At 70.6% G+C, this 22,746-nt stretch carries 21 protein-coding genes, 1 tRNA gene and 1 pseudogene; 9 read left to right on the top strand and 14 right to left on the bottom strand.

Annotation, left to right across the window (positions count from 1 at the left end):
- The first annotated feature begins 375 nt into the window (after nucleotides 1-375).
- The gene (locus EHO50_RS41425) at nucleotides 376-1,566 is read left to right on the top strand and encodes a P-loop NTPase family protein (protein WP_246101829.1); all 1,191 of its coding nucleotides are present in this window, start codon (nucleotides 376-378) and stop codon (nucleotides 1,564-1,566) included.
- Entirely contained in the window at nucleotides 1,563-3,296 is a 1,734-nt protein-coding gene (locus tag EHO50_RS41430; RefSeq protein WP_128437029.1) for an ATP-binding cassette domain-containing protein, read from the top strand. The genes EHO50_RS41425 and EHO50_RS41430 overlap by 4 nt, the downstream gene beginning before the upstream one ends.
- Nucleotides 3,297-3,352: 56 nt before the next feature.
- Here the strand turns inward: EHO50_RS41430 and EHO50_RS41435 are convergent.
- A tRNA-Pro gene (locus EHO50_RS41435) sits at nucleotides 3,353-3,426 on the bottom strand.
- A 172-nt stretch (nucleotides 3,427-3,598) separates the two neighbouring features.
- Between EHO50_RS41435 and EHO50_RS41440 the strand changes: the two genes are divergently transcribed.
- Complete coding sequence (locus EHO50_RS41440; RefSeq protein ID WP_128437030.1) at nucleotides 3,599-4,540, top strand: alpha/beta hydrolase; 942 nt, start codon at nucleotides 3,599-3,601, stop codon at nucleotides 4,538-4,540.
- Nucleotides 4,541-5,165: 625 nt separating this feature from the next.
- Here the strand turns inward: EHO50_RS41440 and EHO50_RS41445 are convergent.
- The 6 genes from EHO50_RS41445 to EHO50_RS41470 form a co-directional block, all read right to left on the bottom strand.
- On the bottom strand, nucleotides 5,166-6,494 hold the full coding sequence (locus tag EHO50_RS41445) for an MFS transporter (protein WP_128437031.1): 1,329 nt from the start codon (nucleotides 6,492-6,494) through the stop codon (nucleotides 5,166-5,168).
- A gap of 154 nt (nucleotides 6,495-6,648) precedes the next feature.
- On the bottom strand, nucleotides 6,649-7,599 hold the full coding sequence (locus EHO50_RS41450; protein WP_128437032.1) for a catechol 2,3-dioxygenase: 951 nt from the start codon (nucleotides 7,597-7,599) through the stop codon (nucleotides 6,649-6,651).
- Nucleotides 7,596-8,705 (bottom strand): 4-oxalomesaconate tautomerase, encoded by a 1,110-nt coding sequence (locus tag EHO50_RS41455; RefSeq protein ID WP_128437033.1) that lies wholly within the window; start codon nucleotides 8,703-8,705, stop codon nucleotides 7,596-7,598. The genes EHO50_RS41450 and EHO50_RS41455 overlap by 4 nt, the downstream gene beginning before the upstream one ends.
- Nucleotides 8,702-9,412 (bottom strand): 4-carboxy-4-hydroxy-2-oxoadipate aldolase/oxaloacetate decarboxylase, encoded by a 711-nt coding sequence (locus tag EHO50_RS41460; RefSeq protein ID WP_128437034.1) that lies wholly within the window; start codon nucleotides 9,410-9,412, stop codon nucleotides 8,702-8,704. The genes EHO50_RS41455 and EHO50_RS41460 overlap by 4 nt, the downstream gene beginning before the upstream one ends.
- On the bottom strand, nucleotides 9,409-10,197 hold the full coding sequence (locus EHO50_RS41465) for a PIG-L deacetylase family protein (RefSeq protein WP_128437035.1): 789 nt from the start codon (nucleotides 10,195-10,197) through the stop codon (nucleotides 9,409-9,411). Before EHO50_RS41465 ends, EHO50_RS41460 begins: the two co-directional genes overlap by 4 nt.
- A gap of 50 nt (nucleotides 10,198-10,247) precedes the next feature.
- On the bottom strand, nucleotides 10,248-10,898 hold the full coding sequence (locus tag EHO50_RS41470; protein WP_128437036.1) for a GntR family transcriptional regulator: 651 nt from the start codon (nucleotides 10,896-10,898) through the stop codon (nucleotides 10,248-10,250).
- 113 nt (nucleotides 10,899-11,011) lie between these two features.
- Here EHO50_RS41470 and EHO50_RS45505 point away from each other — a divergent pair.
- A pseudogene (locus tag EHO50_RS45505) lies at nucleotides 11,012-11,166 on the top strand (cupin domain-containing protein); the annotation flags it as partial.
- Here the strand turns inward: EHO50_RS45505 and EHO50_RS41480 are convergent.
- A complete protein-coding gene (locus EHO50_RS41480) occupies nucleotides 11,156-12,160 on the bottom strand; it encodes a LacI family DNA-binding transcriptional regulator (protein WP_128437037.1) in 1,005 nt (334 codons plus the stop codon). The pseudogene EHO50_RS45505 and the gene EHO50_RS41480 overlap by 11 nt on opposite strands.
- A gap of 112 nt (nucleotides 12,161-12,272) precedes the next feature.
- Between EHO50_RS41480 and EHO50_RS41485 the strand changes: the two genes are divergently transcribed.
- Entirely contained in the window at nucleotides 12,273-13,436 is a 1,164-nt protein-coding gene (locus EHO50_RS41485) for a Gfo/Idh/MocA family protein (protein ID WP_128437038.1), read from the top strand.
- 9 nt (nucleotides 13,437-13,445) lie between these two features.
- Here EHO50_RS41485 and EHO50_RS41490 read toward each other — a convergent pair whose 3' ends face one another.
- Both EHO50_RS41490 and EHO50_RS41495 read right to left on the bottom strand, forming a co-directional pair.
- Nucleotides 13,446-14,057, bottom strand: coding sequence for a TMEM175 family protein (locus EHO50_RS41490; RefSeq protein ID WP_181449794.1), 612 nt, complete (start codon nucleotides 14,055-14,057; stop codon nucleotides 13,446-13,448).
- A gap of 66 nt (nucleotides 14,058-14,123) precedes the next feature.
- Nucleotides 14,124-15,152 (bottom strand): LacI family DNA-binding transcriptional regulator, encoded by a 1,029-nt coding sequence (locus EHO50_RS41495; protein ID WP_128437039.1) that lies wholly within the window; start codon nucleotides 15,150-15,152, stop codon nucleotides 14,124-14,126.
- A 107-nt stretch (nucleotides 15,153-15,259) separates the two neighbouring features.
- Between EHO50_RS41495 and EHO50_RS41500 the strand changes: the two genes are divergently transcribed.
- From EHO50_RS41500 to EHO50_RS41515, 4 genes are read left to right on the top strand one after another with little or no spacing between them, the layout of a single operon-like run.
- Nucleotides 15,260-16,426: a phytanoyl-CoA dioxygenase family protein gene (locus tag EHO50_RS41500; protein ID WP_128437040.1), complete on the top strand. Its 1,167-nt coding sequence runs from the start codon at nucleotides 15,260-15,262 to the stop codon at nucleotides 16,424-16,426.
- Nucleotides 16,427-16,452: 26 nt separating this feature from the next.
- Entirely contained in the window at nucleotides 16,453-17,229 is a 777-nt protein-coding gene (locus tag EHO50_RS41505) for an SDR family oxidoreductase (RefSeq protein WP_128437041.1), read from the top strand.
- Nucleotides 17,230-17,276: 47 nt separating this feature from the next.
- Nucleotides 17,277-18,281 (top strand): Gfo/Idh/MocA family protein, encoded by a 1,005-nt coding sequence (locus tag EHO50_RS41510; protein ID WP_128437042.1) that lies wholly within the window; start codon nucleotides 17,277-17,279, stop codon nucleotides 18,279-18,281.
- Nucleotides 18,278-19,300 carry a Gfo/Idh/MocA family protein gene (locus tag EHO50_RS41515; RefSeq protein WP_128437043.1) on the top strand — a complete coding sequence of 341 codons (1,023 nt, stop codon included), beginning with the start codon at nucleotides 18,278-18,280 and terminating at the stop codon, nucleotides 19,298-19,300. The genes EHO50_RS41510 and EHO50_RS41515 overlap by 4 nt, the downstream gene beginning before the upstream one ends.
- A gap of 81 nt (nucleotides 19,301-19,381) precedes the next feature.
- Here the strand turns inward: EHO50_RS41515 and EHO50_RS41520 are convergent, their stop codons facing one another.
- From EHO50_RS41520 to EHO50_RS41535, 4 genes are all read right to left on the bottom strand, one after another.
- Nucleotides 19,382-20,407 (bottom strand): Gfo/Idh/MocA family protein, encoded by a 1,026-nt coding sequence (locus tag EHO50_RS41520; RefSeq protein WP_128437044.1) that lies wholly within the window; start codon nucleotides 20,405-20,407, stop codon nucleotides 19,382-19,384.
- A gap of 25 nt (nucleotides 20,408-20,432) precedes the next feature.
- Nucleotides 20,433-21,335: a sugar phosphate isomerase/epimerase family protein gene (locus EHO50_RS41525; protein ID WP_128437045.1), complete on the bottom strand. Its 903-nt coding sequence runs from the start codon at nucleotides 21,333-21,335 to the stop codon at nucleotides 20,433-20,435.
- Nucleotide 21,336: 1 nt separating this feature from the next.
- Nucleotides 21,337-22,245 carry an ATP-binding cassette domain-containing protein gene (locus EHO50_RS41530; protein ID WP_128437046.1) on the bottom strand — a complete coding sequence of 303 codons (909 nt, stop codon included), beginning with the start codon at nucleotides 22,243-22,245 and terminating at the stop codon, nucleotides 21,337-21,339.
- Between the two features lie 5 nt (nucleotides 22,246-22,250).
- The coding region (locus tag EHO50_RS41535; RefSeq protein WP_164905103.1) for an ABC transporter permease at nucleotides 22,251-22,746 on the bottom strand (496 nt) is incomplete at its 5' end.

Genomic DNA, 22,746 nt, shown 5'->3' on the forward strand with positions numbered 1-22,746 from the left:
CTTCTCGGTCAGCAGATTCTCGGTTCAACAGCTGCTCGGTTCGACAGCTTCTCGGCAGGCGCCCGACGCACTGACCAGTTTCGGCCCCCGTCGCGGGACCCCTCCCGTACGAGGTGAGGGCTTCCCGAATCAGTAGGCGGAATCAGTACGCGGACTTCAGGGCTCCCCCGGCGCCAGGAAGCCCAGGGTGGCGACGACCGTCCCACTCCGGGCGACCCGGGTGTTGCGGGGCCACAGCGAGATGCCGTGGTCCGTGAGCAGGGGGACTCGTCCATAAGGAGTTCGGATTGCCGCAGATGACGTCGGCCGGAGTGCGCACTCTGCGAGCGCGGCGGATGCTGGTGCTCCGCGGGACGAAGGGGTAAGGAGAAATCGATGCAGAGCGTGCGGTTCAATTCTTCCGGCAACGAGGTGGCGAAGGTTTCCTACACCGCTCGCCGCCTTGTCGAGCTGGGCTACGGAAGCACCAGAACCCTGGGACTGAGCGTGGAGGATCGGCCTCCACGGGCGGGCGATCTGGTGCTGTGCCGGGTGACCGAAATCGGCCAGCACAGATTCCTCGGGCAAGTACACGGAAAGCGGAATCGGCTCTTCGTCGGCGACACGGTCGTGGTCGCCTACGGCGCGCGCTACGCCCCGGATCAATTCGAGGCGGAGGTGCCCGGCGACCTCGGGCCCTGTGACCTGGTCGCCGGAGGCGGCATAGCGGGGCGGGTCGTGTCCTCCCACTCCAAAATGAAGTCCCCCACCCGAGTGGAGCCCCTCGGCCTGGTGACCGACGAGCACGGCGAAGTCATCAACCTGGCCCGGCTGGCCCGGCCCGTGGTGCCGGTCCTCGCCGCGCGCCCGCGCACCATCGCCGTACTCGGCACATCGATGAACTCGGGCAAGACGACCGTGGCCGCCGCCCTCATCCGCGGCCTCGGCCTGGCCGGCCGTCGGGTCGGCGCGGCAAAGGTGACCGGCACCGGCGCTCCCGGGGACCCGACGCTGATGGCCGACGCGGGCGCGTCGCGGGTCATCGACTTCACCGACCTGGGTTTCCCCACCACCTACCAACTGCCGATGCCGCAGGTGATCCGTATTCTGCGCAGCGCGATCACGGACCTCACGAGTCACCAGGCAGACGCCATCGTGCTGGAGGTCGCGGACGGGCTCCTGCAACGGGAGACGGCAGCGCTGATGCGGACGCCGGAATTCCGTGCGGGCGTGGACGGCATCGTGTTCGCGGCCGGTGAGTCGGTCAGCGCAGTGGCAGGGGTACGGATGCTGCGTGAAGAGGGACTTCCCGTCGTGGCCCTGAGCGGGGTACTGACGTCCTCTCCGCTGGCCGTGGCCGAAGCGGTGGCCTGCGTGGACGTCCCGGTGTACGCAACGGCCGCCCTGTCCGACCCGTCCGTCACCGATCAGTTGCTCGCGGGTGCCGTCCCGGGCAGGGGCGTCGTAGGCGACGGCAGCGTGCTGTCGGACGACGGCGGTCGACTGGCGGACCACGGCGGACTGCCGCAGGAACGCAGTCGGCTGACGGAGTACAGCGCTCCCCTGACGGCCGAAACAGTGGCGTGACCACGGCAGGACGGCAGCGCGTCCGGATGCCGCACACCCTCGGCGGTGCGCGGCGCCGGCTGATGCTCCTTCTGGTGCTCGCGGGTTTTGCGCAGGCGGTCTGCGTGGTCGGCTTCGCTCTCCTGGTGCATGGTGCGGCCTACCGCATCACGCACGGCCGGGAGATCGCGTCCGGCCACGACCGCAGCGCCCTCTACACGCACGTCGCCGGTTACTCGCCCACCACACTGGCCGTCGGGCTGGTCACGTCGGCCTGCGCGACCGTACTGCTGAAGGCGGCGGGCGAACCGCTCGCGGAACGGCTGGCGCAGAGCTACGTACACAGCGTCAGAATGCGTCTCTTCGACCACGTCGCCGCAAGCGAGGCGGGGGGACCCTTCCGGCGCACGGTCGGTGTGACCGTGCTCCGCTTCACCGGTGACGCCTCCGCCCTGCGGCTGTGGATCAGCAAGGGTGTGGCACCGATCCTGGTGGACGGGGTGTTCGTGACGTGCGCGCTCGTCGTCCTGGCCGTCATCGCGCCGGGCATCGGCGCGCTGTCGGCGGCGCTGATCCTCCTCGCCGCGGCCGCCGTCGCGCTCTTCGGGCGGCGGCTGCGCGAACGCGTACGTGAGACCAGGCGGCACAACGGCAAGCTCGCCGCCTTCGTCAACGAGCGGGTCACGCACACGGCCGTCATGCAGTCCCTCGGACGGGTCGAGCAGGAGCGCCGGGTCATGCGGCGGCGCAGTCGTGATTACGGTCGCGCCATGGTGCGCCAAGCCCGTCTCACCGGAGCGATGTCGGCGACGGCCGAGGCGTGCGGGATCGGGATCCTGCTGGTCGTGGTCACGGTGGGCCTGGTGGCGGGCACCACCTGGGAGGTACTCGCCTCGCTGCTGACGGTGGCGAACTTCCTCGGTGGCCCCCTGTCGTCGCTGGTCCGTGTGCAGGAGCACTGGCAGCATTCGCGCGTCGCGCGGCGGCGCATCGCCGAGGTCCTCTCGGCGCGGACGCCGCTGGCCGGACTGCGCGGAGCCGAGCCGCTCGCGCACGGGCCCGGGCGGCTGGAACTCGAAGGACTGCGCGTGGACGGTGTCCTGGACGCGTCGGCCGTCGCGTTGCCCGGGCAGCGGATCGTGCTGCAGGGGCCGCCGAGCGCGGGGAAGTCGCTGTTGCTTCGCCTCATCGCGCGACTGCAGGAGCCGGACGCCGGCGCGGTGCTGCTCGACGGCCAGGACCTCGCCCGGCACGACCCCGAATCGGTGCGGCGGATGATCAGGCTGACCAGCCCCGAACTGCCCTTGCTGCGCGGCAGCGTCGACAAGAACCTGCGGTACGGCGAACCGCCGGACGCGGCCAAAAGGGCGGACGAGGAACACATCGAGGCCCTGGCCGCCCTGCTGCCCGACGGTCTGCGCACCCGGGTGGGCGAAAACGGCCACGGTCTTTCCATGGCCGTGCGTTACCAGGTCGCGATGGTACGGGCGCTGCGCAGCGGGCCCCGGGTTCTGCTGCTGGACGAGGTCAGATCGGAAGAAGCGTTCGGTTCCGACCTGATGGAACGTCTGCTCGAGCGGTATCCGGGCACGGTCATCTACGTCACCGACGAGCCCAAGCTCGCCGCGCGCGCGGATGTGCTCTGGCGAATCGACGAAGGCAAGCTGACGGTGCATGAGCCGGTGCGGCAGATCGATGAGCCCGTGCGGGCCGGCATGGAGCCGGAAATGGGTCGCGGTCTCCAAAAATGACCAAAAGGCCGCTTCGGATTGCTCCGAAACGACCTCTGACCTGCGACTTCGCAAAGTCGGGACGACAGGATTTGAACCTGCGACCCCTTGACCCCCAGTCAAGTGCGCTACCAAGCTGCGCCACGTCCCGGCGTATGTCGCGCGGCGAACCGCGTGATCACGCAGGTCAACCCTACCCCATACGCGCCCGACCTCCTCGATTCGACCCCTTGACCCATAATTGTTGTCACCTATAATTGCCTAAATCAAGCAGCCTCGTCCATCACCGGGCCGGCCCACGGGCCGCGACCGATCGGAGCCTCATGTCCCTCCTGGCCCGGCCCGCGGTGGCCGCCCTCGTCGCCAAGGCGATGCAACGCGTGACCGTGATGGCGGACCGCCGTTCCGGTGGCCGCGGCTCCGCCGCTGCCTCGCATGCGCGATTCCCCGAATATCCGCGCAAGGTACGCGAGTTGACGATTCCGACGTCGATCGCCGCTGCCCGGGCCACCGTGTATCTGCCCGCGAACGCCGAACCCGCTCCCCCGGTGCACATCAACTTCCACGGCGGCGGCTATGTGATGACGCTGACCGAGCTGGACGACCCGCTGTGCCGCACCCTCGCCGCGGAGGCGGGGGCGGTCGTGATCAACGTGGACTACGTCGTCGCACCGCAGCATCCGTTCCCGGCGCCACCCCGGCAGGCGTACGACGTGGTCCGGTGGGTCGCCGAGCACGGCGCGGAGGAGGGCTGGGACGGTGGCCGGCTCACCGTGGGCGGACAGAGCGCCGGCGGCGGACTCGCGGCGGCCGTGGCGCGGCAGGCTCTTGAAGAGGGCGGGCCCTCGATCGCGCTGCAGGTGTTGCACTATCCCCCACTCGACCTGGCGACCAGTTCCAGAAAGAAGCGCGCCGCCATCGCCAAGCCGATGCTGCGGCCCTGGATGGCCGATGTCTTCGACACGTCGTACGTACCGGACGTACGGCGGCGCGACGACCGGCTCGTGTCGCCGGCGCATCCGTCGGACACCGCGGACCTGAAGGGCATCGCCCCGGCCCTGGTGATCACCGCCGAGTACGACCTGCTGCGGGCCGAGGGCGAGCGTTATGCCGAGCGGCTGCGGCGGGCCGGTGCGCTGGTCGAGCACCACGAAGTGGCCGGGGCCGACCACGGGTACGACGGGAACGACGACCAGAAGGCGCGGGAGGTCTACGCGATGATCGCCCGGCATGTGCGGGAGGCCACCGGAAGCCGCACCGTCTGAGGGTTCGGGGCGCCCCGCCGTTGACCGCTGCGCGCCCCGGTCACTCTTCCGGGCACGCGGCACCTGCGTTCACCGCGACCGGCGGGGCGGTCGACCAGGCGTCGGCCGAGGACCGGACGGGCTCACCCACCGGGCCGGTCGCCGGGGCGATTCCGGCACCCTCGCACGGACTCGAGGGCGCCGGGATGCACCTGGCGTCCCTGTCCCAACCTCCGGGGGTCGCAGTGCTCCTGGCGTCCCTGTCCCAACCTCCGGGGGTCGCAGTGCTTCTGGCGCCCCTGTCCCAACTCCCGGGCGCCGTAGTGCTTTTGGCGCCCTTGCCCGGGCTCCCGGACCTCCCCGCGGCGAACCCCGCCATCAGCAGGGCCACGGCCACCACCACCCACCACGGCAGACCGGCGGTGGCCATGTACCCGACGACGGCCACCAACGCGAGAAGTCCCGTCATGTCCCCGTTCCCCCTTAACAATTCACTCATCCGCACCCGACGCACCGAAAGCCGCCCTGCGTCACAGCGGGCATATGACGCAACAATACGCGAGACAGTCGTATATCCCAGTTCGGCTCATCGGTACATATGACGGACGCCAATCAGTGCCCCATCAATGGGCCCCTCGATGGGCCGTCAGTGCGCGCCGATCAGCTCCTGCTCACTGCCGGACCGGGTCGTCCGCTTCGAGCCGCGCAGTGCGGCGATGCCGATGAAGACCATGGACGACAGGCCCGCGAGGGCGAACGCGGTGAACCCCCAGTCGCCCTTGTTCGCGGCGAGCAACTGGCCGCCCAGCCATGGCCCGAAGACGGCACCGAAGCGACCCATGCCGGAGGTCCAGCCGACGGCGGTGGCGCGGTTCTCGGGGCTGGAGCGGATGGAGACCGTCGCGTAGATCATGGTCTGCGCGCTGTTGAGGAACACTCCGGTCAGGAACACCACCGTGAAGGTGAGCGCCAGCGGCATGTGGACGCTGAGCAGGAAGACTCCGGCGGCGGTCAGCGCGAACCAGATCGCCGAGATCCGTGGGGCGCCGAAGCGGTCGGAGGCGCGTCCGGCGACCAGCATGCCGACGATGCCGCCGAGGTTGAACAGGACCACGAAGGTCAGCGCGGAGCCGAGGTTGTAGCCCTCGCCGCGCATCAGGGTGGGCAGCCAGGTGGCGACGCCGTAGACGAGGAGCAGACCGCCGAAGGAGGCCAGCCAGTACAGCAGGGTCTGGGTCCATTCGCCGTCCCGGAAGAGGTTGGCCAGGGAGTGCCGGCGGTCGGCGGCGGGCCGCTTGTCGGCCGGGGCGGTGGGCAGCTCGACCTCGTAGCGCCGGGCCAGCTCGCCGGCTTCCTCGCCGCGGCCCTTGGCGAGAAGGAAGCTCAGCGACTCGGGCAGGAACCTGGCGAGCACCGGCACGAAGAGCAGCGGGAGCACGCAGAACCAGAACGCGGCCCGCCAGCCCAGGGGTTCGACGACCCACAGGGCGACGTAGGCAGAGAGGATGCCGCCCGCGTGATGGGCGGTCATCAGCATGCCGACGGTGAGGGCGCCGCGGCCGCGCGGGGCGTAGTCGGAGACCATGCTGATCGCGGTCGGCAGCAGACCACCGAGGCCGATACCGGCGAGCGTGCGGCCGAGGCCGAACACCGCGACGCTGCCCGCCATCGCACAAAGCCCGGAGGCCAGCGAAAAGAGCGCGACGCAGGCGACCATCAGCTTCTTGCGGCCGATCCGGTCGGCGACCGTGCCCGCGGTCAGCGCGCCGATCAGCATGCCGAAGGTGGCGTAACTGCCCAGGTCACCGGCCTGGTCGGGGGTCAGGCCCAGGGCCTTCTCCGCCAGCATGTGGGGCAGCACCGAGCCGTAGATGAACATGTCCAGGCCGTCGAAGAGGACGGCCAGCCAGCACAGGCCGACGGCGAGTACGGCCAGTCTGCCGACGCGAGCGGTTGGGGAGGGGGAGGAGGACATCCTTGTTTTCCTCTCGTGCGTTGTGCGCCAGACGCTAAGGAGCCGGGACAATGTAGTCAACGTTTTTGTCAACAATCTCAGCGACAATCCAGCAACGCCTGGAAAGAAGGGCTGAACAAGTGCGGCGCGGGCGCCGACGGTGCCTACCGGCGCATCAGGCGACCGGCGGGGTCCCGTGCGTGTGGAAGGACTCGATCGTCTTCAGGCCCCACGCCTGCCCCTTGGCCCGCTCGGCCTCGGTCCAGGTGATCAGCGGCCAGTCGGGGGCCAGCACGAGTCGCGTGAGCGGGTTGCACAGCTCGATGCGGTTGCCGCCGGGCTCGTAGACGTACAGGAAGAACGTCTGCTGGATGGCGTGCTTGTGCGGACCCGTCTCGATGAACACGCCGCTGTCGATGGCGAGGTCGGCGGCGCGCAGGATCTCCTCGCGGGTGTCGGTCGCGAAGGCGATGTGGTGCAGCCGACCGGCGGAGCCGGTCCAGTCCGAGGTGTAGACGACGTCGTACGACTTGTTGGTGAAGGTGAGCCAACGGGCGGCGATCTTCCCGGAGTTGAGCTGGATCTGCTCGGTGGGCCGGGCGCCCAGCACCTGTTCCTGGAACTCGGCGTTGGCGAGCACGTCGGCGGCGAGGAAGTTGACATGGTCGAGCCGTCGTACGCCGACGCCCCTGTTGGGCTTGGCCTGCGGCTGGTTCTTCAGCGCGGGCTTCAGCTCCTGCGGCGCCTGGTAGTACTCGCTCTCCCAGTACAGGGCGTGCTCGTGTCCGTCGGGGTCGGTGGTGAGGTAGAGCTTGCCGATGCCGGGCTCGTCCTCGACCCACTTGCCCGAGCCGCCGGCGGCCTCAACTGCCTTGATACGGCGGTGCAGTGCCTCCTCACTGGAGGTGCGCAAGGCGAGGCGGCCGAGTCCTGGCTGCTCGCGGGCGGTGAGGACCAGGCTGTGGTGCTCGTAGTCGTCGAAGGTCCGCAGATAGACCGTGTCGCCGTCCTGGCCGTTGACGGTGAGGCCCAGGTAGTCGGTGAAGAAGGCGACGCTGGCGGCCAGGTCGGGGGTGAACAGCTGGGCGTGGCCGATGTGGGCGATGTCGCCGAGCGGCGGGGTCATCGGGGGCCTCCGGGGGTGGGCGCGGGGAGTGGGGCCGTCTCGGCGGACCGGGGGAAGACGGTGCCGTCGAAGATCTTGCGGGCCGTACGGACGACGGCGGTGCGGCGGGCGGTGGGCAGGCCTGCGGAGTCGGTGGCGAGGCTGCTCTCGATGTCCAGGAAGCCCGTGGGGTGTTCGATGCGGACGCGGTCGCCGTCGGCGGGCAGCTCCGCGAGGTCCGCGGCGACGCCGCCTTCGACGCGCAGACCAGCGGCGACGCCGGCGGCGCCGAGTACGCCGATCGACGTATGGCAGCGGACCGGGATGAAGGTGCGGGTGGTGATCGTGCCGCCGTCCCGGGGCGGGGCGAGGAGTGTGAGCTTGGGGACGGTGGTGTCCGAGACGTCGCCGAGTCCCATCAACTTGCCCGCCGCCAGCCGGAGTTCACGAAGCCGCTCGGCGAGGGCGAGGTTCTCCTCCAGGTCCCTGGGCGCCTCGTAGCCGGTGACGTCGAGTGCGGCGGCCTGGATGAGGACGGTCGGCATGCCGTTGTCCACGCAGGTCACCGGGATGCCGTCGATCAGATCGCGGACGTTGCCGGTGGGCAGCAACTGCGCGGTGCCGGGCGGGAATTCGATCAGCACGGGGGCGGCCGAGCCGGGCACGCCCGAGATCTCCGCCTCGCCCGTGTAGTCGACGTGGCCGCCCGGCGTCGGGAAGGTCGCGGTGGCGAGGTCGCCGGTGTTGACCATGCGGATGCGGACGGAGGTCCGCTCCTCCCCCGCCGGGACCAGGCCGCGCTCCACGGCGAACGGCCCTATACCCGCGAGGATGTTCCCGCAGTTCTGACGGTTGCTCACTTCGGGCTGCTCGACGGCCACTTGGAGGAAGAGATAGTCGACATCGGCGCCCGGACCCGGCGAGGGCGAGACCACCGCGACCTTGCTGGTGAGCGGGTGCCCGCCGCCCAGGCCGTCGATCTGCCGCTCGTCCGGGCTACCCATGACGCGCAGCAACAGCTCGTCGCGCAGGGCGGGTTCGGCGGGGAGGTCCTCGGCGAGGAAGTACGCGCCCTTGGAGGTGCCGCCGCGCATGAGCATGCAGCGGACCTCCACGGGCCCGCTCACGGCTGTGCCTCCTCGCGGACGTACTCGTCGTAGGACTTGTATGTCACGCCGAGCCGTACGAGCGTCTCCCGCAACCCGTAGCGATCCAGGCCGAGTTGGCCGTCGAGGAACGCGGCGCGTGTCGCGGCCTCCTTGGCCTCGCGGGCCTCGGCCTTCTCCACCGTCGCCCGGGCACGCTCGCGGGGGACGACCACCACCCCGTCGTCGTCGGCGAGGATCACGTCGCCGGGGCGGATGACCTGGCCGTCCATGGCGACCGGCACGTTCACCGAGCCGCCGGTGGCCTTGACGGTGCCCTGCGCGCTGACCACCCGGGACCAGGCGGCGAAGCGCATGTCCCGCAGTTCCTGGGTGTCGCGGATGCCGGTGTTGATGACGACACCGCGTACGCCGCGTTGCTTCAGGGCGGTCGCGAACAGCTCGCCGAACAGGCCGTCGGTGGACGGGGAGGTGGTGGTGACGACGAGGATGTCGCCCTCGCCGCACTGCTCCACGGCAGCGTGGATCATGAGGTTGTCGCCGGGCCAGCTGAGCACCGTCACGGCGGTGCCGGCGATCCGTACGCCCTGCTGCACGGGGCGAATCCCCGGGCCCAGCAGGCCGGTTCGGCCCATCGCCTCGCTCACCGTCGCCACGCCGAAGCCGGCCAGCGCGTCGACGTCCTTCAGCTCCGCCTTCGGCGGGTTGGTGACGATCACGCCGCTCATGCCAGCTCCTTCGCGATCTGCGGGTAGGGGCGCATGTACGCCTCGGCCATGGTCTTGTGGGCCAGGCCCAGGTTGGGTCCGGCGTTGCGCTTGAGCTGGACGCCGCGGCGGACGGCGAGGTCGGTGTAGTAGTCCCACAGGTGCTGCTGGGCGCCGAGACACTCCATGGCCCCCCGCTTGGTGTCCCACACCTCGGTGATGTCGAGGAGGACTTCGGGCTTGAAGCCGCTCATCTCGGGCTGGTGCGGCTCGAAGTAGAAGACGGGCGGCGCGCCGATGATGTCTCCGTCGCCCGGGTAGCCGATGGCCTGGGCGAGGATGCGGGCTTCCAGGGCCATGCGGTTGGCGGCCGGATGGTCGCCGTTGTACGGGTCCTCGGTGGGGTGGGTGAGGACGACGTCGGGCTGGGTCTCGCGGTAGACCGCGACGAGCTGGTCGGTCAGCTCGGCGGTGGCGACCAGCGGGTAGTCGCCGGCGTCGAAGAAGCGGACCTCGGCGCCGAGGGTGGCGGCGGCACGCTCGGCCTCGTCGCGGCGTATCGCCTTGATCTCGTCGAGCTTCCTGCCCTCGCGCCAGGCCTTGGCGGACTCGCCGCGCTCACCGAAGGTCAGGCAGGCGATGGTGACCTGCTCACCCCGGGAGGCGGCCAGGGCGACGGCACCGCCCGCCCGCCACACGAAGTCCCCGGCGTGCGCGGTGATGACGAGGGTCGAGCGCGGTGGCGACGGGGGTCCCCCGGCGCGAGGTTGTTCGAGCGTGGGGGAGGGCGCATCGGCATGCGTCATTGCTGGTTCTCCTCGAGTGACAGGTGCGCGCCCGCCCCACACCGCCGTGATCAGTCGCGCAGTGCCTCGATCACGCTGGTGAGGTGGGCGCGGACGGCCGCCTCGGCCGCCTGCGGGTCCCTGGCCCTGATCGTCTCGATCATGGCCAGATGCTCGTTCAGGGAGTGCTGCGGGCGTCCCGGCCTGAGCGCCAACTGGAAGCGGTGGCGCACCAGTTGTGCGTTGAGCCGCTCCAGCAGTTCCACGGCCGTGCGCTGGCCGGAGAACTCCCGGATCCTGGCGTGCAGTTCCTGGTTGAGCTCGGAGTACGTCATCGGCTCGCCGTCGGCCACGGCCTTGGTCATCGCCGCGCCCAGGTCCGCCAGCAGGGTCAACTGCTCGTCGCTGGCGGCGACGGCGGCCTTGGCCGCGCAGAGCCCCTCCAGGGCCATCCGGCACTCGGTGATGGCGACCGCTTCCTCGACGGTCACCACCCGCACCCGCGAGCCGCGGTTGCGGATCCGCTCGACCAGTCCCTGAGCCTCCAGATCGATGAGTGCCGCGCGGATGCTGGCCCGTGTCACCCCGAACTGCTCGGCGAGCTCGTTCTCCACCAGCCGCTGCGCCGGTGCCATCTCGCCGTGCAGGATCGCCTGCCGCAACTGCGCGAACGCATGCTGCTTGGCCTGCTCTCCGGTGCTCGGACGGGCTTCCTTCGGCATGTGCCCTCCCTGAGTGAGTGCCTGTCGAACGTAAATCTAGCCAAACATAATTGTCAACAATTTTGTCTGCCGTATTGAGCACAAGGCTGTGCTGAAACCGAGCGCGGCACGCGTTGTTCGTCGTGATCAGCGGGTCGGCCACCATCGAGGTCGAGGACGGGCCGACGCTGAAGGGGGGCCCGGGGACATGGCCGTCCTGCGCGAGGGCGACCGTACGACGTGGACGGTGCACGAGACGCTGCGCGAGGCGTACGCGATCAATCTGTGAGCGGGGGCGCCGTGGAGCCCCGGATCTCCAGGGTGGGTGTGGCGAGTTGGACCCGTCCCTGCCCCCCGGTGCCCTCGAAGCGCTCCAGGAGGCAGCGGGCCGCGCGCCGCCCGACCTCGTGGCTGGTGTTGTCGACCGTGGTGAGCCATACGTGGCGCAGGCGGGCGATGCTCGTGTTGTCGTAGCCGACGATCGACAGGTCGCGCGGCACGCGCAGCCCCAGTTCCTCGGCCGCGGAGAGCGCGCCGACGGCGGCGATGTCGTTGACGGCGAAGACGGCCGTGGGTCGCTCGGGGCGGCTGAGCAGGCGGACGGTGGTGCGATAACCGCCCTCCTCTGTCATGTCGCTGGGCTCGACGACCGCCTCGTCCCCGAGGCCGTGCTCCCGCATCGCCGCCTCGAAGCTCCGCCGGCGCAGCTCGCCCACCGCGCCGTACCCCGCGATGTGCGCGATGCGCCGGTGCCCGAGGCCGATGAGGTGCTCGGCGACCAGGCGGGCGCCCCGCTCGTCGTCGCCCGCCACCACGTCGACGCCGGACGGCACCGGCTCACGGGCACCGGCCACCACGACAGGGATGCGCGCGGCCACCGCTTCGAGCGCGGCCGGGTCGGGGAGCGTGCCGACCACGACCAGGCCGTCGACCCGCAGATCGAGGAAGGGGCCGGTCGGATCCTGGCCGGTGCGGCGGTTGAGGCGGGCGTCGGCGAGCAGCATGTGCAGGCCGTTGTCGTGCAGGAGCGAGTTGAGGCCGTCGAGCATGTCGACGAACCACGGGTTGCGCAGGTCGTTCAGGAGGACGCCGACCGTGCGGGTGCGCTGCTCGCTGAGGCTGCGCGCGGCGGCGTTGGGGCGGTAGCCGAGTTCGCGTACGGCGCGCAGGACGGCGTCCCGTTTCTCCGGCCGTACCTGGTCGGAGCCGCGCAGCACCAGCGAGACCAGCGACTTGGAGACGCCGGCCCGGTCGGCCACGTCGCGGATCGTCGGCGGTCTCATGGCATGGACCGTTCCATGACCCTGTGGGGCTTGTCAAAGGGTTGACACCCAGGGGAAACGGCACCCAAGGTGGCCTGGACAGGAAAATGGACCGTTCCAAAATGAGGCTGTCATGGTGGATTCGCTCGGTGTCGCCGTCATCGGGTTCGGCTGGATGGGCCGGGTGCACACCCAGGCGTACGCCCGCGTCCCGCACCACTATCCGCAGCTGGCCCTGCGTCCGCGGCTGGTGACGGTGGCCGAGGAGGTGCCGGGCCGGGCCGAGGAGGCCGCCGCACAGTTCGGGTTCGCCTCGACCACCCGCGACTGGCGCGAGGTGGCCGCCGACCCGAGCGTGCGGGCCGTGAGCATCACCGCCCCGAACTTCCTGCACCGCGAGATCGGTGTGGCGATGGCCGAGGCCGGCAAGCACATCTGGATCGAGAAGCCGGTGGGCCTGACACTCGCGGACGCCCAGACGGTGGCCGAGGCGGTCGCCAAGGCCGGTGTCCAGGGCGCGGTCGGCTTCAACTACCGCAACGCCCCCGCCGTCGAGGCGGCCCGCGATCTGATCGCCGCCGGCGAGATCGGCACGGTCACCCACGTCCGCATCCGCCTCTTCAGCGACTACGCGGCTCACCCCGAGGGGGCTCTGACCTGGCGTTACGAGAAGGAGCGCGGAGGCAGCGGGGTACTGGGCGACCTCGCCTCGCACGGCGCGGACCTGGCCCGGTACCTGCTCGGTGACATCACGTCGCTGACCGCCGACACGGCCGTCTTCATCCCGGAACGGGCCCGCCCCACCCGCGCCACCGCCGGTCACACCCGCGCCACCGGCGGCGAGCTCGGCCCCGTCGAGAACGAGGACTACGTCAACTGCCTGCTGCGCTTCGCCTCGGGCGCGCGCGGCGTCCTGGAGGCCTGCCGGGTCTCGGTCGGGGAGCAGAACAACTACGGCTTCGAGGTGCACGGCACCAAGGGCGCGGTCTTCTGGGACTTCCGCCGGATGAACGAGCTGGGCGTCAGCCGCGGCACGACCTACCAGGACCAGCCGGTCAGCACGGTGTACGTCGGCCCGGGCGACGGCGAGTTCGGCGCCTTCCAGCCGGGCGCGGCGAACGCCATGGGCTACGACGACCTGAAGGTAGTGGAGGCGTACCGCTTCCTGCGCTCGGTCGCCGAGGGCACACCGCACGGGGCCACGCCGGCCGACGCCGTGCGCAGTGCGGCCGTACTGGACGCGATGGTGCGGTCGGCGCGCAGTGGCGCGTGGGTGGACGTGGCCACGGGGGCGTGAGGGCCGGCGTCAGCGTGCCCGGGCCGCACGCAGGCCGATGGCCAGTTTCACCGGGGCCAGGGCGAGCCACAGCCACATGGCGGCGGAGCCGACGGCCAGGGCGAGCGGGACGCTGAGGGAGAACACCAGCACCGTCACCGCGAGGTCGAGCGCGAACAGGCGGAAGCCCTCCGGCGGCGCCGCCCCGTCGCGCAGCCAGGGGCGCCCGGCCAGGAGGAGAAGCAGGGCGAGGTGGGCGGCGCCGAGGGCGGCGACCGCCCCCGCGTAGGCGGCGACCGAGGTGGGCTCCTGGCCGTACTCGGCGATGAGCTTGGTGGGGAAGGGCAGCAGGGCCGCGACGCCCAGGCCCAGGATGGACAGCGAGATCACCTGTCCGTCGATCTGCCTCACGAGGCGGAAGATGCGGCGGTGTTCACGCCAGAAGGCGCCGAGCACCAGCACGGTGAGCGCGTAGGCGCCGAGGTTCGGGATCAGTTCGTGCAGGGCGTCGTCGTACTCCGCGCCGTCGAGTCCCCGTGGCACGTAGAAGTCCAGGACGAGCAGCGTGATGGCGATGGCGAACACGCCGTCGGCGAGCGCCACCAGCCGCTCGGGCCCGCCGTCCGGGTTCGATTTCCACATGCGCACGACGGTAGGGAGCCGGGACCTGTCGAGCGGGGATACACGCCAGGGCGACGGCCCCGACCGTCACCGGATGGGCGTGGGCATGTTGTACGGCGTCACCACCTGGATCGCCGACGGCAGCGTGGGCCCCGCGGGCGGCAGCGCGCCGTGCGCCCGCATCACGATGTGGCAGGCCTCGCGCATGTCCTGGCGCAGATCGTGGTGGAGTACGGCGGACAGGCGGTGTTCGCGCAGCAGACGGGTGTTGTCGTGGTCGAGGTCGTGGGCGACGAACACCGCGCAGTCGCGGCCCAGTTCCTCGAAGGCGCGCAGGGTGGCGATGTTGCCGCCGCCGATCGAGTAGACGGCACGGATGTCCGGGTCGCGTTCCAGCGCGGCCCTGACCAGGTCGTACTGGGTGGCGTCCAGGCCCTGCCCCTCGGCGATCTCGACGAGCGTGCGGTCGGGGTGCAGGGCGCGCATGGCGCCGCGGAAGCCCATCTCGCGCTCCTCCTCGTTGCGGAAGAAGCCGCTGCTGAGGCTGGTCAGCACATTGCCGGGCCGCTCCCCCAGCCACTGACCCATCAGGTACGCGGCGGTGGCGCCGGCGGCCCGGTTGTCGATGCCGACGTAGGCGAGGCGGGCGGTGGAGGGCAGGTCGGTCACCAGGGTCACGACCGGGATGCCCGCCTCCACGAGCCGGCTGACGGCGGCCGTGACCTCGGGGACGTCCGGGGCCTTGAGGATCACGCCCTGCGAGCCGCGCCGGGCGATGCGGTCCAGTGTGCGGCACAGCTCCGGCACCGGCCCGGTCTCACGGAAGTGGAAGCGTGAGCGCACGACGGCCGGGTGCAGGGACGGCAGCTCGGCCTCCAGGGCGGCGCGCACGGCGGTGGTGAACCGCTCGGGCGCCTGCACCACCATGTCGATCATGAAGGTCCGGCCCAGCAGCCGAACCTGGGTGCGCTGGCGGTCCAGGTCGGCTATGGCCTGCTGGACCTCCCGCGCGGTGCTCTCCCGCACCCCTCCCCGGCCGTTCAGGACCCGGTCCACCGTGGCCTCGCTCAGACCCGCCTGACGTGCGATCTCCCGGATCGGGAAGGGGTGGCCCATGCGACGGCTCCTTGAGGGGTTTTTGATGGTCGCCTGCTGGTTGTTCGAGGGGATTGTCATGACAAGAATGACAGCGCTGAGTCGCCCCTGTCACCGAGAGGACACCGATGTCCTTCACCTCCGTACACCGCCGCTCCTGGCTGTCCGAGCAGGACTGCGACCTCGACAGCTTCCGCGCCCTCGTCGAGCGGACGACCGACCTCGCCGACTACCCGTACGCCGCCTCCGTGGAGCGCAATGTCCTGCTCTACGACAGTGAGCGGCTGCGCCGGGCCGAGAACCGCCGGGAGGTCCAGGCCGAGCTGGTGCGCGCCCTCAGCGACGGCCCCGGCATCGTGGTCTTCCAGGGCGCGTTCTCGGACCCGAGCGTCGTCGACCGGCTCACCGAGGTGTTCGACGCCCTGATCGCCGAGCAGCGCGCGTCCGGCGCCGAGGCGGGCGACCACTTCGCCAAGCCCGGCGCGAACGACCGGGTGTGGAACGCGCTGGAGAAGGCGGCGCTGTACGACGCCGAGGCGTTCGCCGACTACTACGCCAACGACATCCTGGCTCTGGTCTCCACCGCCTGGCTCGGCCCCGGCTACCAGGTCACCTCGCAGGTCAACGTGGTCAACCCGGGCGGCGTGGCCCAAACCGTGCACCGTGACTACCATCTGGGGTTCCTGCCGAACGACGTGGCGGCCGCGTACCCGGCCCACGTCCACCGCCTCTCCCCCGTGCTCACCCTCCAGGGCGCCGTCGCGCACTGCGACATGCCCGTCGAGTCCGGACCCACGCTGTACCTGCCGTACTCGCAGACGTACGAGCCGGGCTACCTCGCGTGGCGACTGCCGGACTTCCAGGCCCACTTCGAGGCGCACCACGTCCAGCTCCCCCTCGCCAAGGGCGACGCGGCCTTCTTCAACCCGGCGCTGTTCCACGCGGCCGGCACCAACCGCTCGTCGGGCATCCGGCGCATGGCGAACCTGCTGCAGGTGTCCTCCGCGTTCGGGCGGGCGATGGAGACGGTGGACCGCGAGGCGGTCACGAACGCCGTCTACCCCGTGCTGCTGCGCCGCCTGAGCGAAGGCGCGGACGAGCCCTGGTGGGCGAACGTGATCGCCGCGAGCGCCGAGGGCTACCCCTTCCCCACGAACCTCGACAGCGATCCGCCGGTGGCCGGCCTGGCCCCGCCCTCGCAGGCGGACGTCGTACGGCGCGCGCTGCGCGAGGCATGGACTCCCAAGGCTCTGCGGGACGAGCTGCGGGCCGGCGCCGAGCGGCGCCAGAGCTGACCAGAGCTGAAAGGACCCGGAAAGACATGGGACTTCTCGACGACAAGGTCGTCCTCGTCAACGGCGGCAGCCAGGGCGTCGGCGCGGCGATCGCGCGGGCTGCCGTCCGCGAGGGGGCGGTGGTGGCCGTCACCGGGCGGCGTACCGAGCCCGGTGAGGCGCTGGTGGCCGAGCTGGCCGCCGACGGGGGCAAGGCCCTGTTCGTACGGGCCGACCTCGCGGACGCCGAGCAGGCCAAGGCGTCCGTCGCCGAAGTCGTCGACGCGTACGGGCGGATCGACTGCCTGGTCAACTCGGCGGGGCTGACCTCCCGGGGCACGCTGCTCGACACCACGCCCGAGCTGTTCGACCAGCACATCGCGATCAACCTCAAGGCACCCTTCTTCGCGATGCAGGCCGCCGTCTCGGACATGGTCGCGCGCAAGGCCCCCGGCACGATCGTCAACATCATCACGTCCTCGGCGCACGGCGGGCAGCCGTTCCTCGCGCCGTACGTCTCCGCCAAGGCCGGTCTGATCGGGCTGACCCGCAACGCTGCGCACGCGCACCGCTGGGACCGGATCCGGATCAACGGCCTGAACATCGGCTGGACGGCGACCGAGGGCGAGGACGCGACGCAGAAGAACTTCCACGACGCCGGTGACGACTGGCGCGAGCAGGCGGCCGCCAGGCTGCCGATGGGCAAGCTCGGCCAGCCGGACGAAATCGCCGACTTCGTGGTCTTCCTGCTGTCGGACCGGTCCGGGGTCGTCACCGGTTCGGTGATCGACTGGGACCAGAACGTCCTCGGCGGACTCGACTGACCTTCCCCACCTCCCCGTACCACCGCTTGCAAGGAGCACCCACCCCCATGCGTATCGGAATCCTCGGCCTCGGCCGCATCGGCGCCTTCCACGCCGAGACCCTCTCCGGACTCGACGCGGTCGACTCCCTCGTCGTCACCGACCCGTTCGCGGACGCCGCCAAGGCCGCCGCGGAGCGGTTCGGCGCCGAGGTCGTGGACTCGCCCGAGGCCCTGCTGGCGGCCGGCGTGGACGGCATCGTCGTCGCGGCAGCGACCGACGCCCACCCGGCGCTGATCCTGGCCGGGGTCGAGGCCGGCATCCCCGTCTTCTGCGAGAAGCCCGTCGCCAAGACCATGAGCGAGGGCGTGGAGGTGCTCAAGGCCGTCCAGGGCAAGGACGTGCCGATCCAGATCGGCTACAACCGCCGCTTCGACACCGGTTTCGTCAACGCCCGCGCCGCCGTGCAGAGCGGCGAGCTCGGCAAGCTGCACACGGTCCGCTCGACCACGCTGGACCCGGCCCCGCCGCCGGCCGCGTACATCGCCGCCTCCGGTGGCATCTTCCGGGACTGTTCGGTGCACGACTTCGACATCATCCGCTGGGTGACCGGCCGTGAGGTGACCGAGGTGTACGCCGTCGGCGGCAACAAGGGCGCCGACTACATCAAGGAGGCGGGCGACGCCGACACCACCGGCGCCATCCTCACCCTGGACGACGGCACGATCGCGGTGGTCTCCAACTCCCGCCACAACGCCCGGGGTTACGACGTCCGCATGGAGATCCACGGCTTCACGGACTCCATCGCGGTCGGCCTGGAGGACAAGCTGCCGCTGCGCTCGGTCGAGCCCGGCGTGACCTTCCCGGCGGGCACCCCGCACGACTTCTTCATGGACCGCTTCACCGCGGCCTACCGCGCCGAACTCACCGCGTTCACGGAGGTCGTGGCGGGTACCCGGCCTTCACCGTGCACGATCGAGGACGCACTGGAGGCGGGCTGGATCGCCGATGCGTGCACACTGTCGCTGCACGAGCACCGTCCGGTGACGATCGAGGAGGTACGACAGGCATGAGCGACCCGGGCCGGGAACCACTGCGCATCGGAGTACTGGGCGCGGCACGCATCACCGAGCTCTCCCTCGTCGGCCCGGCCCGGACGACCGGCCACCGCCTCGTGGCGGTGGCCGCGCGCGACCGGTCCCGCGCCGAGGCGTTCGCCGACGAGCACGACGTGGAGCGGGTGGTGGACTCCTACACCGACCTGCTCGCCGATCCCGAGGTCGAGGTCGTCTACAACCCGCTCGCCAACGGCCTGCACGGGCCGTGGAACCTCGCCGCCCTCGCGGCCGGCAAACATGTGCTGTCGGAGAAGCCGTCGGCGAGCAACGCCGAGGAGGCCGCCGAGGTTCGGGAGGCGGCCGCCAAGTCCGCAACCGTCTTCATGGAGGCGTTCCACTACCTCTTCCACCCGGTTACCCGCCGCCTGCACGAGATTCTGGAGAGCGGTGAACTCGGCGAGCTGCAGCGGGTGGAGACGCTGGTCGCCATTCCGGCGCCGGACGACTCGGACCCGCGCTGGTCGCTGACCCTCGCGGGCGGCGCCGTGATGGACCTCGGCTGCTACAGCCTGCACGCGGTGCGGATGCTCGCCCCCTGGGCGGGCGGTGCCCCGCGCCTCGTCCGCGCGCGGGGCGGCGAGCGGGCCGGGGCGCCCGGCGTCGACGAGTGGCTGGACGCCGAGCTGGAGTTCCCCGGCGGGGCGACCGCGTCGGCCCGCTGTCACATGGCGTACGGCGAGCTGGAGATGAGCTGCCGGATCGTCGGCTCCCGGGGCGAGGCGTTCGCGCCGAACTTCGTGCTGCCGCACCGCGACGACCGGGTCGTGGTGCGCACGGCCCAGGGCGAGCGGACGGAGCGGCTCGGCACGCGCTCGTCGTACACCTACCAACTGGAGGCGCTCGCCGCGCACATACGCCGGGACGCCCCGCTCCCGCTGGACGCGGACGACGCGCTGGCGACGATGTCGCTGATCGACGAGTCCTACCGGGCGGCGGGCTTCGAGCCGCGTCCGCGTACGACGCTCGCGGGCTGACGCTCGGGCACGAAAAGAGGGCCGGGGAGATTCTCCCCGGCCCTCAGCCGTCCGCTCATGTCAGGGTGAGCCGACAGCAGGTCAATTCGCGTACAGCGCGGGCCTGTCGACGAGTTCCACGGCGACCCGGCCCCCTTCCTCCAACGCCCGTACGCCCGCCTCGCACACCGCCGCCACGGCGTACCCGTCCCACGCGCTGGGCCCGGTGACCTCGCCACGCCGGGTGGCGTCCACCCAGGCCTGGACCTCACGGTCGTAGGCGTCGGCGAACCGCTCGATGTAGTCCTGGGCGATGATGCCGCCCCAGCGGCCGGCCGCGTTGGTGACCAGGGCGTGGCCGTCGCCGACGCGGCCGGTGCCGCGTTCGCAGACGACCTCGGCCTGGACCTGGTAGCCGAAGCCGCAGTTGACGTAGATCTCGACGTCGACGATCGCGCCGCCGTCCGTCTCGAAGACCACGAACTGCGGGTCGCGGATGCCGTCCGGGGCGTTGTCGGACGGCGTCGGGGTCAGCACGGTGACGGCCGTGATCTCGTGGCCGAGCAGCCAGCGGGTCACGTCCATCTCGTGCGTCACGGAGTCGTTGATGAGCATCTCGGACGTCCAGCCGGGCGGGCTGGCGACATTGCGGTGCCGGTTGTGCAGCATCAGGGGGCGGCCCAACTGGCCTGTCGCCAGCAGGGACTTGAGCTTCATGTACTCGGCGTCGTAGCGCCGCATGAAGCCCACCTGGACCCGGCGCCGGCCCAGCTTCTGCTCGGCCTCCAGGACCCGCAGCGCGGACGCCGCGTCGGGGGTGAGGGGCTTCTCGCACAGCACCGGCAGATCGTGCTCGAAGGCCGCGAGGAGCGCCGCCTCGTGGGCGGGGCCCGGTGAGGCGACGATCACCGCGTCGACGTCGGCCGACGCCATCGCGGCGGCCGGGTCGGTGTGGACGGTGCAGCCGTCGACGCGGGCCGCGACCGATTTGGCGCGTTCCGCGTCGACGTCCACGACGGCGGTCACCCGTGCGCCGCTGGTGACCTCCTGGATGCGGCGCACATGGTCCGCACCCATCTTTCCGGTACCGATGACTGCGACTCCGAGCGTGTGCGGACGCTGAGTCATGGTGATCGGCCGTCCTTTCGGGTCGTCAGGCGCCGCAGGACCTCAGGAACTTACGGGTGCGCACCGCGATGGGCAGCGGCTTGTCCGGCTCGCACGGGTACATGTCCTGCTCGACGATCGCGAACAGGTCCACGTTCAGCTTCTGCGCGGCCTCCAGGACGGGACCCAACTCCGGTACACCGGCCGGTGGTTCGCACATCACGCCGCGCTGGACCGCGGGTCCGAACGGGATCTCGTTCTTCACCACGTCCGCGAGGATCTCCGGGTCGACCTGCTTGAGGTGCAGATAGCCGATGCGCTCGCCGTAGGTCTCGATCAGCTTGACGCTGTCGCCACCGCAGTAGGCGTAGTGACCGGTGTCCAGGCAGAGGTTGACCAGGTCGGAGTCGGTCGAGTCGAGGAAGCGCTCGACGTGGGCCTCGGTGTCGATGTGGGTGTCGGCGTGCGGGTGCACGACGATGTCGAGGCCGTAGGTCTCCTTCACCTCGTGCCCGAGCCGCTCCATGCCCTTGGTCAGGTGGGCCCACTGCTCGCCGGTGAGCTCCGGCGGCTCCAGGATCTCGGCGGTCTTGTCGTCCCGCCAGAAGGACGGGATGACGACCAGGTGCTTCGCCCCCATGGCCTGCGTGAGGGCGGCGACCTCGCTGACGTGCGCCCAGGTGGACTCCCAGACGGAGGGGCCGCGGTGCAGGCCGGTGAAGACCGTGCCCGCCGACACCTTGAGGTTGCGCTTGTTCACCTCGTTGGTGAGGCGGGCCGGGTCGGTCGGCAGATAGCCGTACGGGCCCAGCTCGATCCAGGGGTAGCCGGCCTCGGCGACCTCGTCGAGGAAGCGTTCCCAGGGCACCTGTACGGGGTCGTCGGGGAACCAGACGCCCCAGGAGTCCGGGGCCGAGCCGACCCGGATGCGGTCCAGCACAGGGGGCATGTCAGGACTTCCCTTCCGAGGACGCCACGGGTGCGGTGAGGTCTTTCTCTTCGGGGAGTTCCTCGACGTCGACGCCGCGTACCTGGCTCAACTCGTGCTTGAGTGCGGCCAGTTCGGTGCCGCCGGCCATGTGGTTGGTGAGCTCTTCGAGGCTGACCTCGTCACGGGAGGCGTTGAGCTCCATGGTGCCCAGGCGCAGGACGCTGAAGTGGTCGCCGACCATGTAGGCGTGGTGGGGGTTGTGGGTGATGAAGATGACGCCCAGGCCCTTCTCGCGGGCGGCGGCGATGTACTTCAGCACGACACCGGACTGCTTGACGCCGAGGGCGGCGGTGGGCTCGTCCAGGATCAGCACGCGGGCGCCGAAGTAGACGGCGCGGGCGATGGCCACGCACTGGCGCTGGCCGCCGGAGAGGGTGCCGATGGGCTGCTCGAGGTCGTCGAGGACGATGCCCATGTTGCGCAGTTCCTCGTCGGCGGTCTTCTTCATCTTCTCGATGTCGAGACGGCGCAGTGGCCAGGGGCCCTTGGTCATCTCGGAGCCGAGGAAGAAGTTGCGCCAGACCGGCATCAGGGGGACCACGGCGAGGTCCTGGTAGACGGTGGCGATGCCCTTGTCGAGGGCTTCACGCGGGGTGGAGAACCGCACCGGTTCGCCGTCGACGAGGAACTCGCCCTCGGTGTGCTGGTGCAGCCCCGAGATGATTTTGATGAGGGTGGACTTGCCCGCGCCGTTGTCGCCGAGGACACAGGTGACCTGGCTGGGGAACACCTTCAGGTCGACGCCGTGCAGGGCACGGATGTTGCCGTAGGACTTGCCTGCCGACCGCAGTTCGACGACCGCCGTGTCCTTGTCGGGGACCTTGTCCTCGAGGATGGCGCCGTGGGTGCCGGTTCCGTTGGTTGTCATTCGGGTCACCTCCGGGTCGCCGTGCGCTGGACCCACAGATTGATGAGGACGGCGCCGAGGAGCATCACGCCGAGGAAGGCCTTGAACCAGTCCGGGTTCCAGCCGGCGTAGACGATGCCCTGCTGCACCATGCCGAACATGAAGGCGCCGAAGACCGGGCCGATCGCCGAACCGGCGCCGCCGGTCAGCAGACAGCCGCCGATGACGGCCGCGGCGATGTAGATGAGCTCCTGGCCCACACCCTCACCGGACTGCACGGTGTTGAACGAGAACAGCTGGTGCATGCCGACGAACCAGGCACCGAACCCGACCAGCATGAACAGCGAGATCTTGGTGAAGGTCACCGGCACACCGACCGCGCGGGCGCTGCCCTGGTTGCCGCCGACCGCGAAGATCCAGTTGCCGTACTTCGTGCGCAGCAGCACCCAGGTCGCCAGCGCCGCGAAGACCAGCCACCACACCACGGTGACCTTCACCTGCACACCGCCGACGTCGAAGGAC

It is taken from the genome of Streptomyces cyaneus, from assembly GCF_004028635.1.
Taxonomy (GTDB): Bacteria; Actinomycetota; Actinomycetes; order Streptomycetales; family Streptomycetaceae; genus Streptomyces; species Streptomyces cyaneus.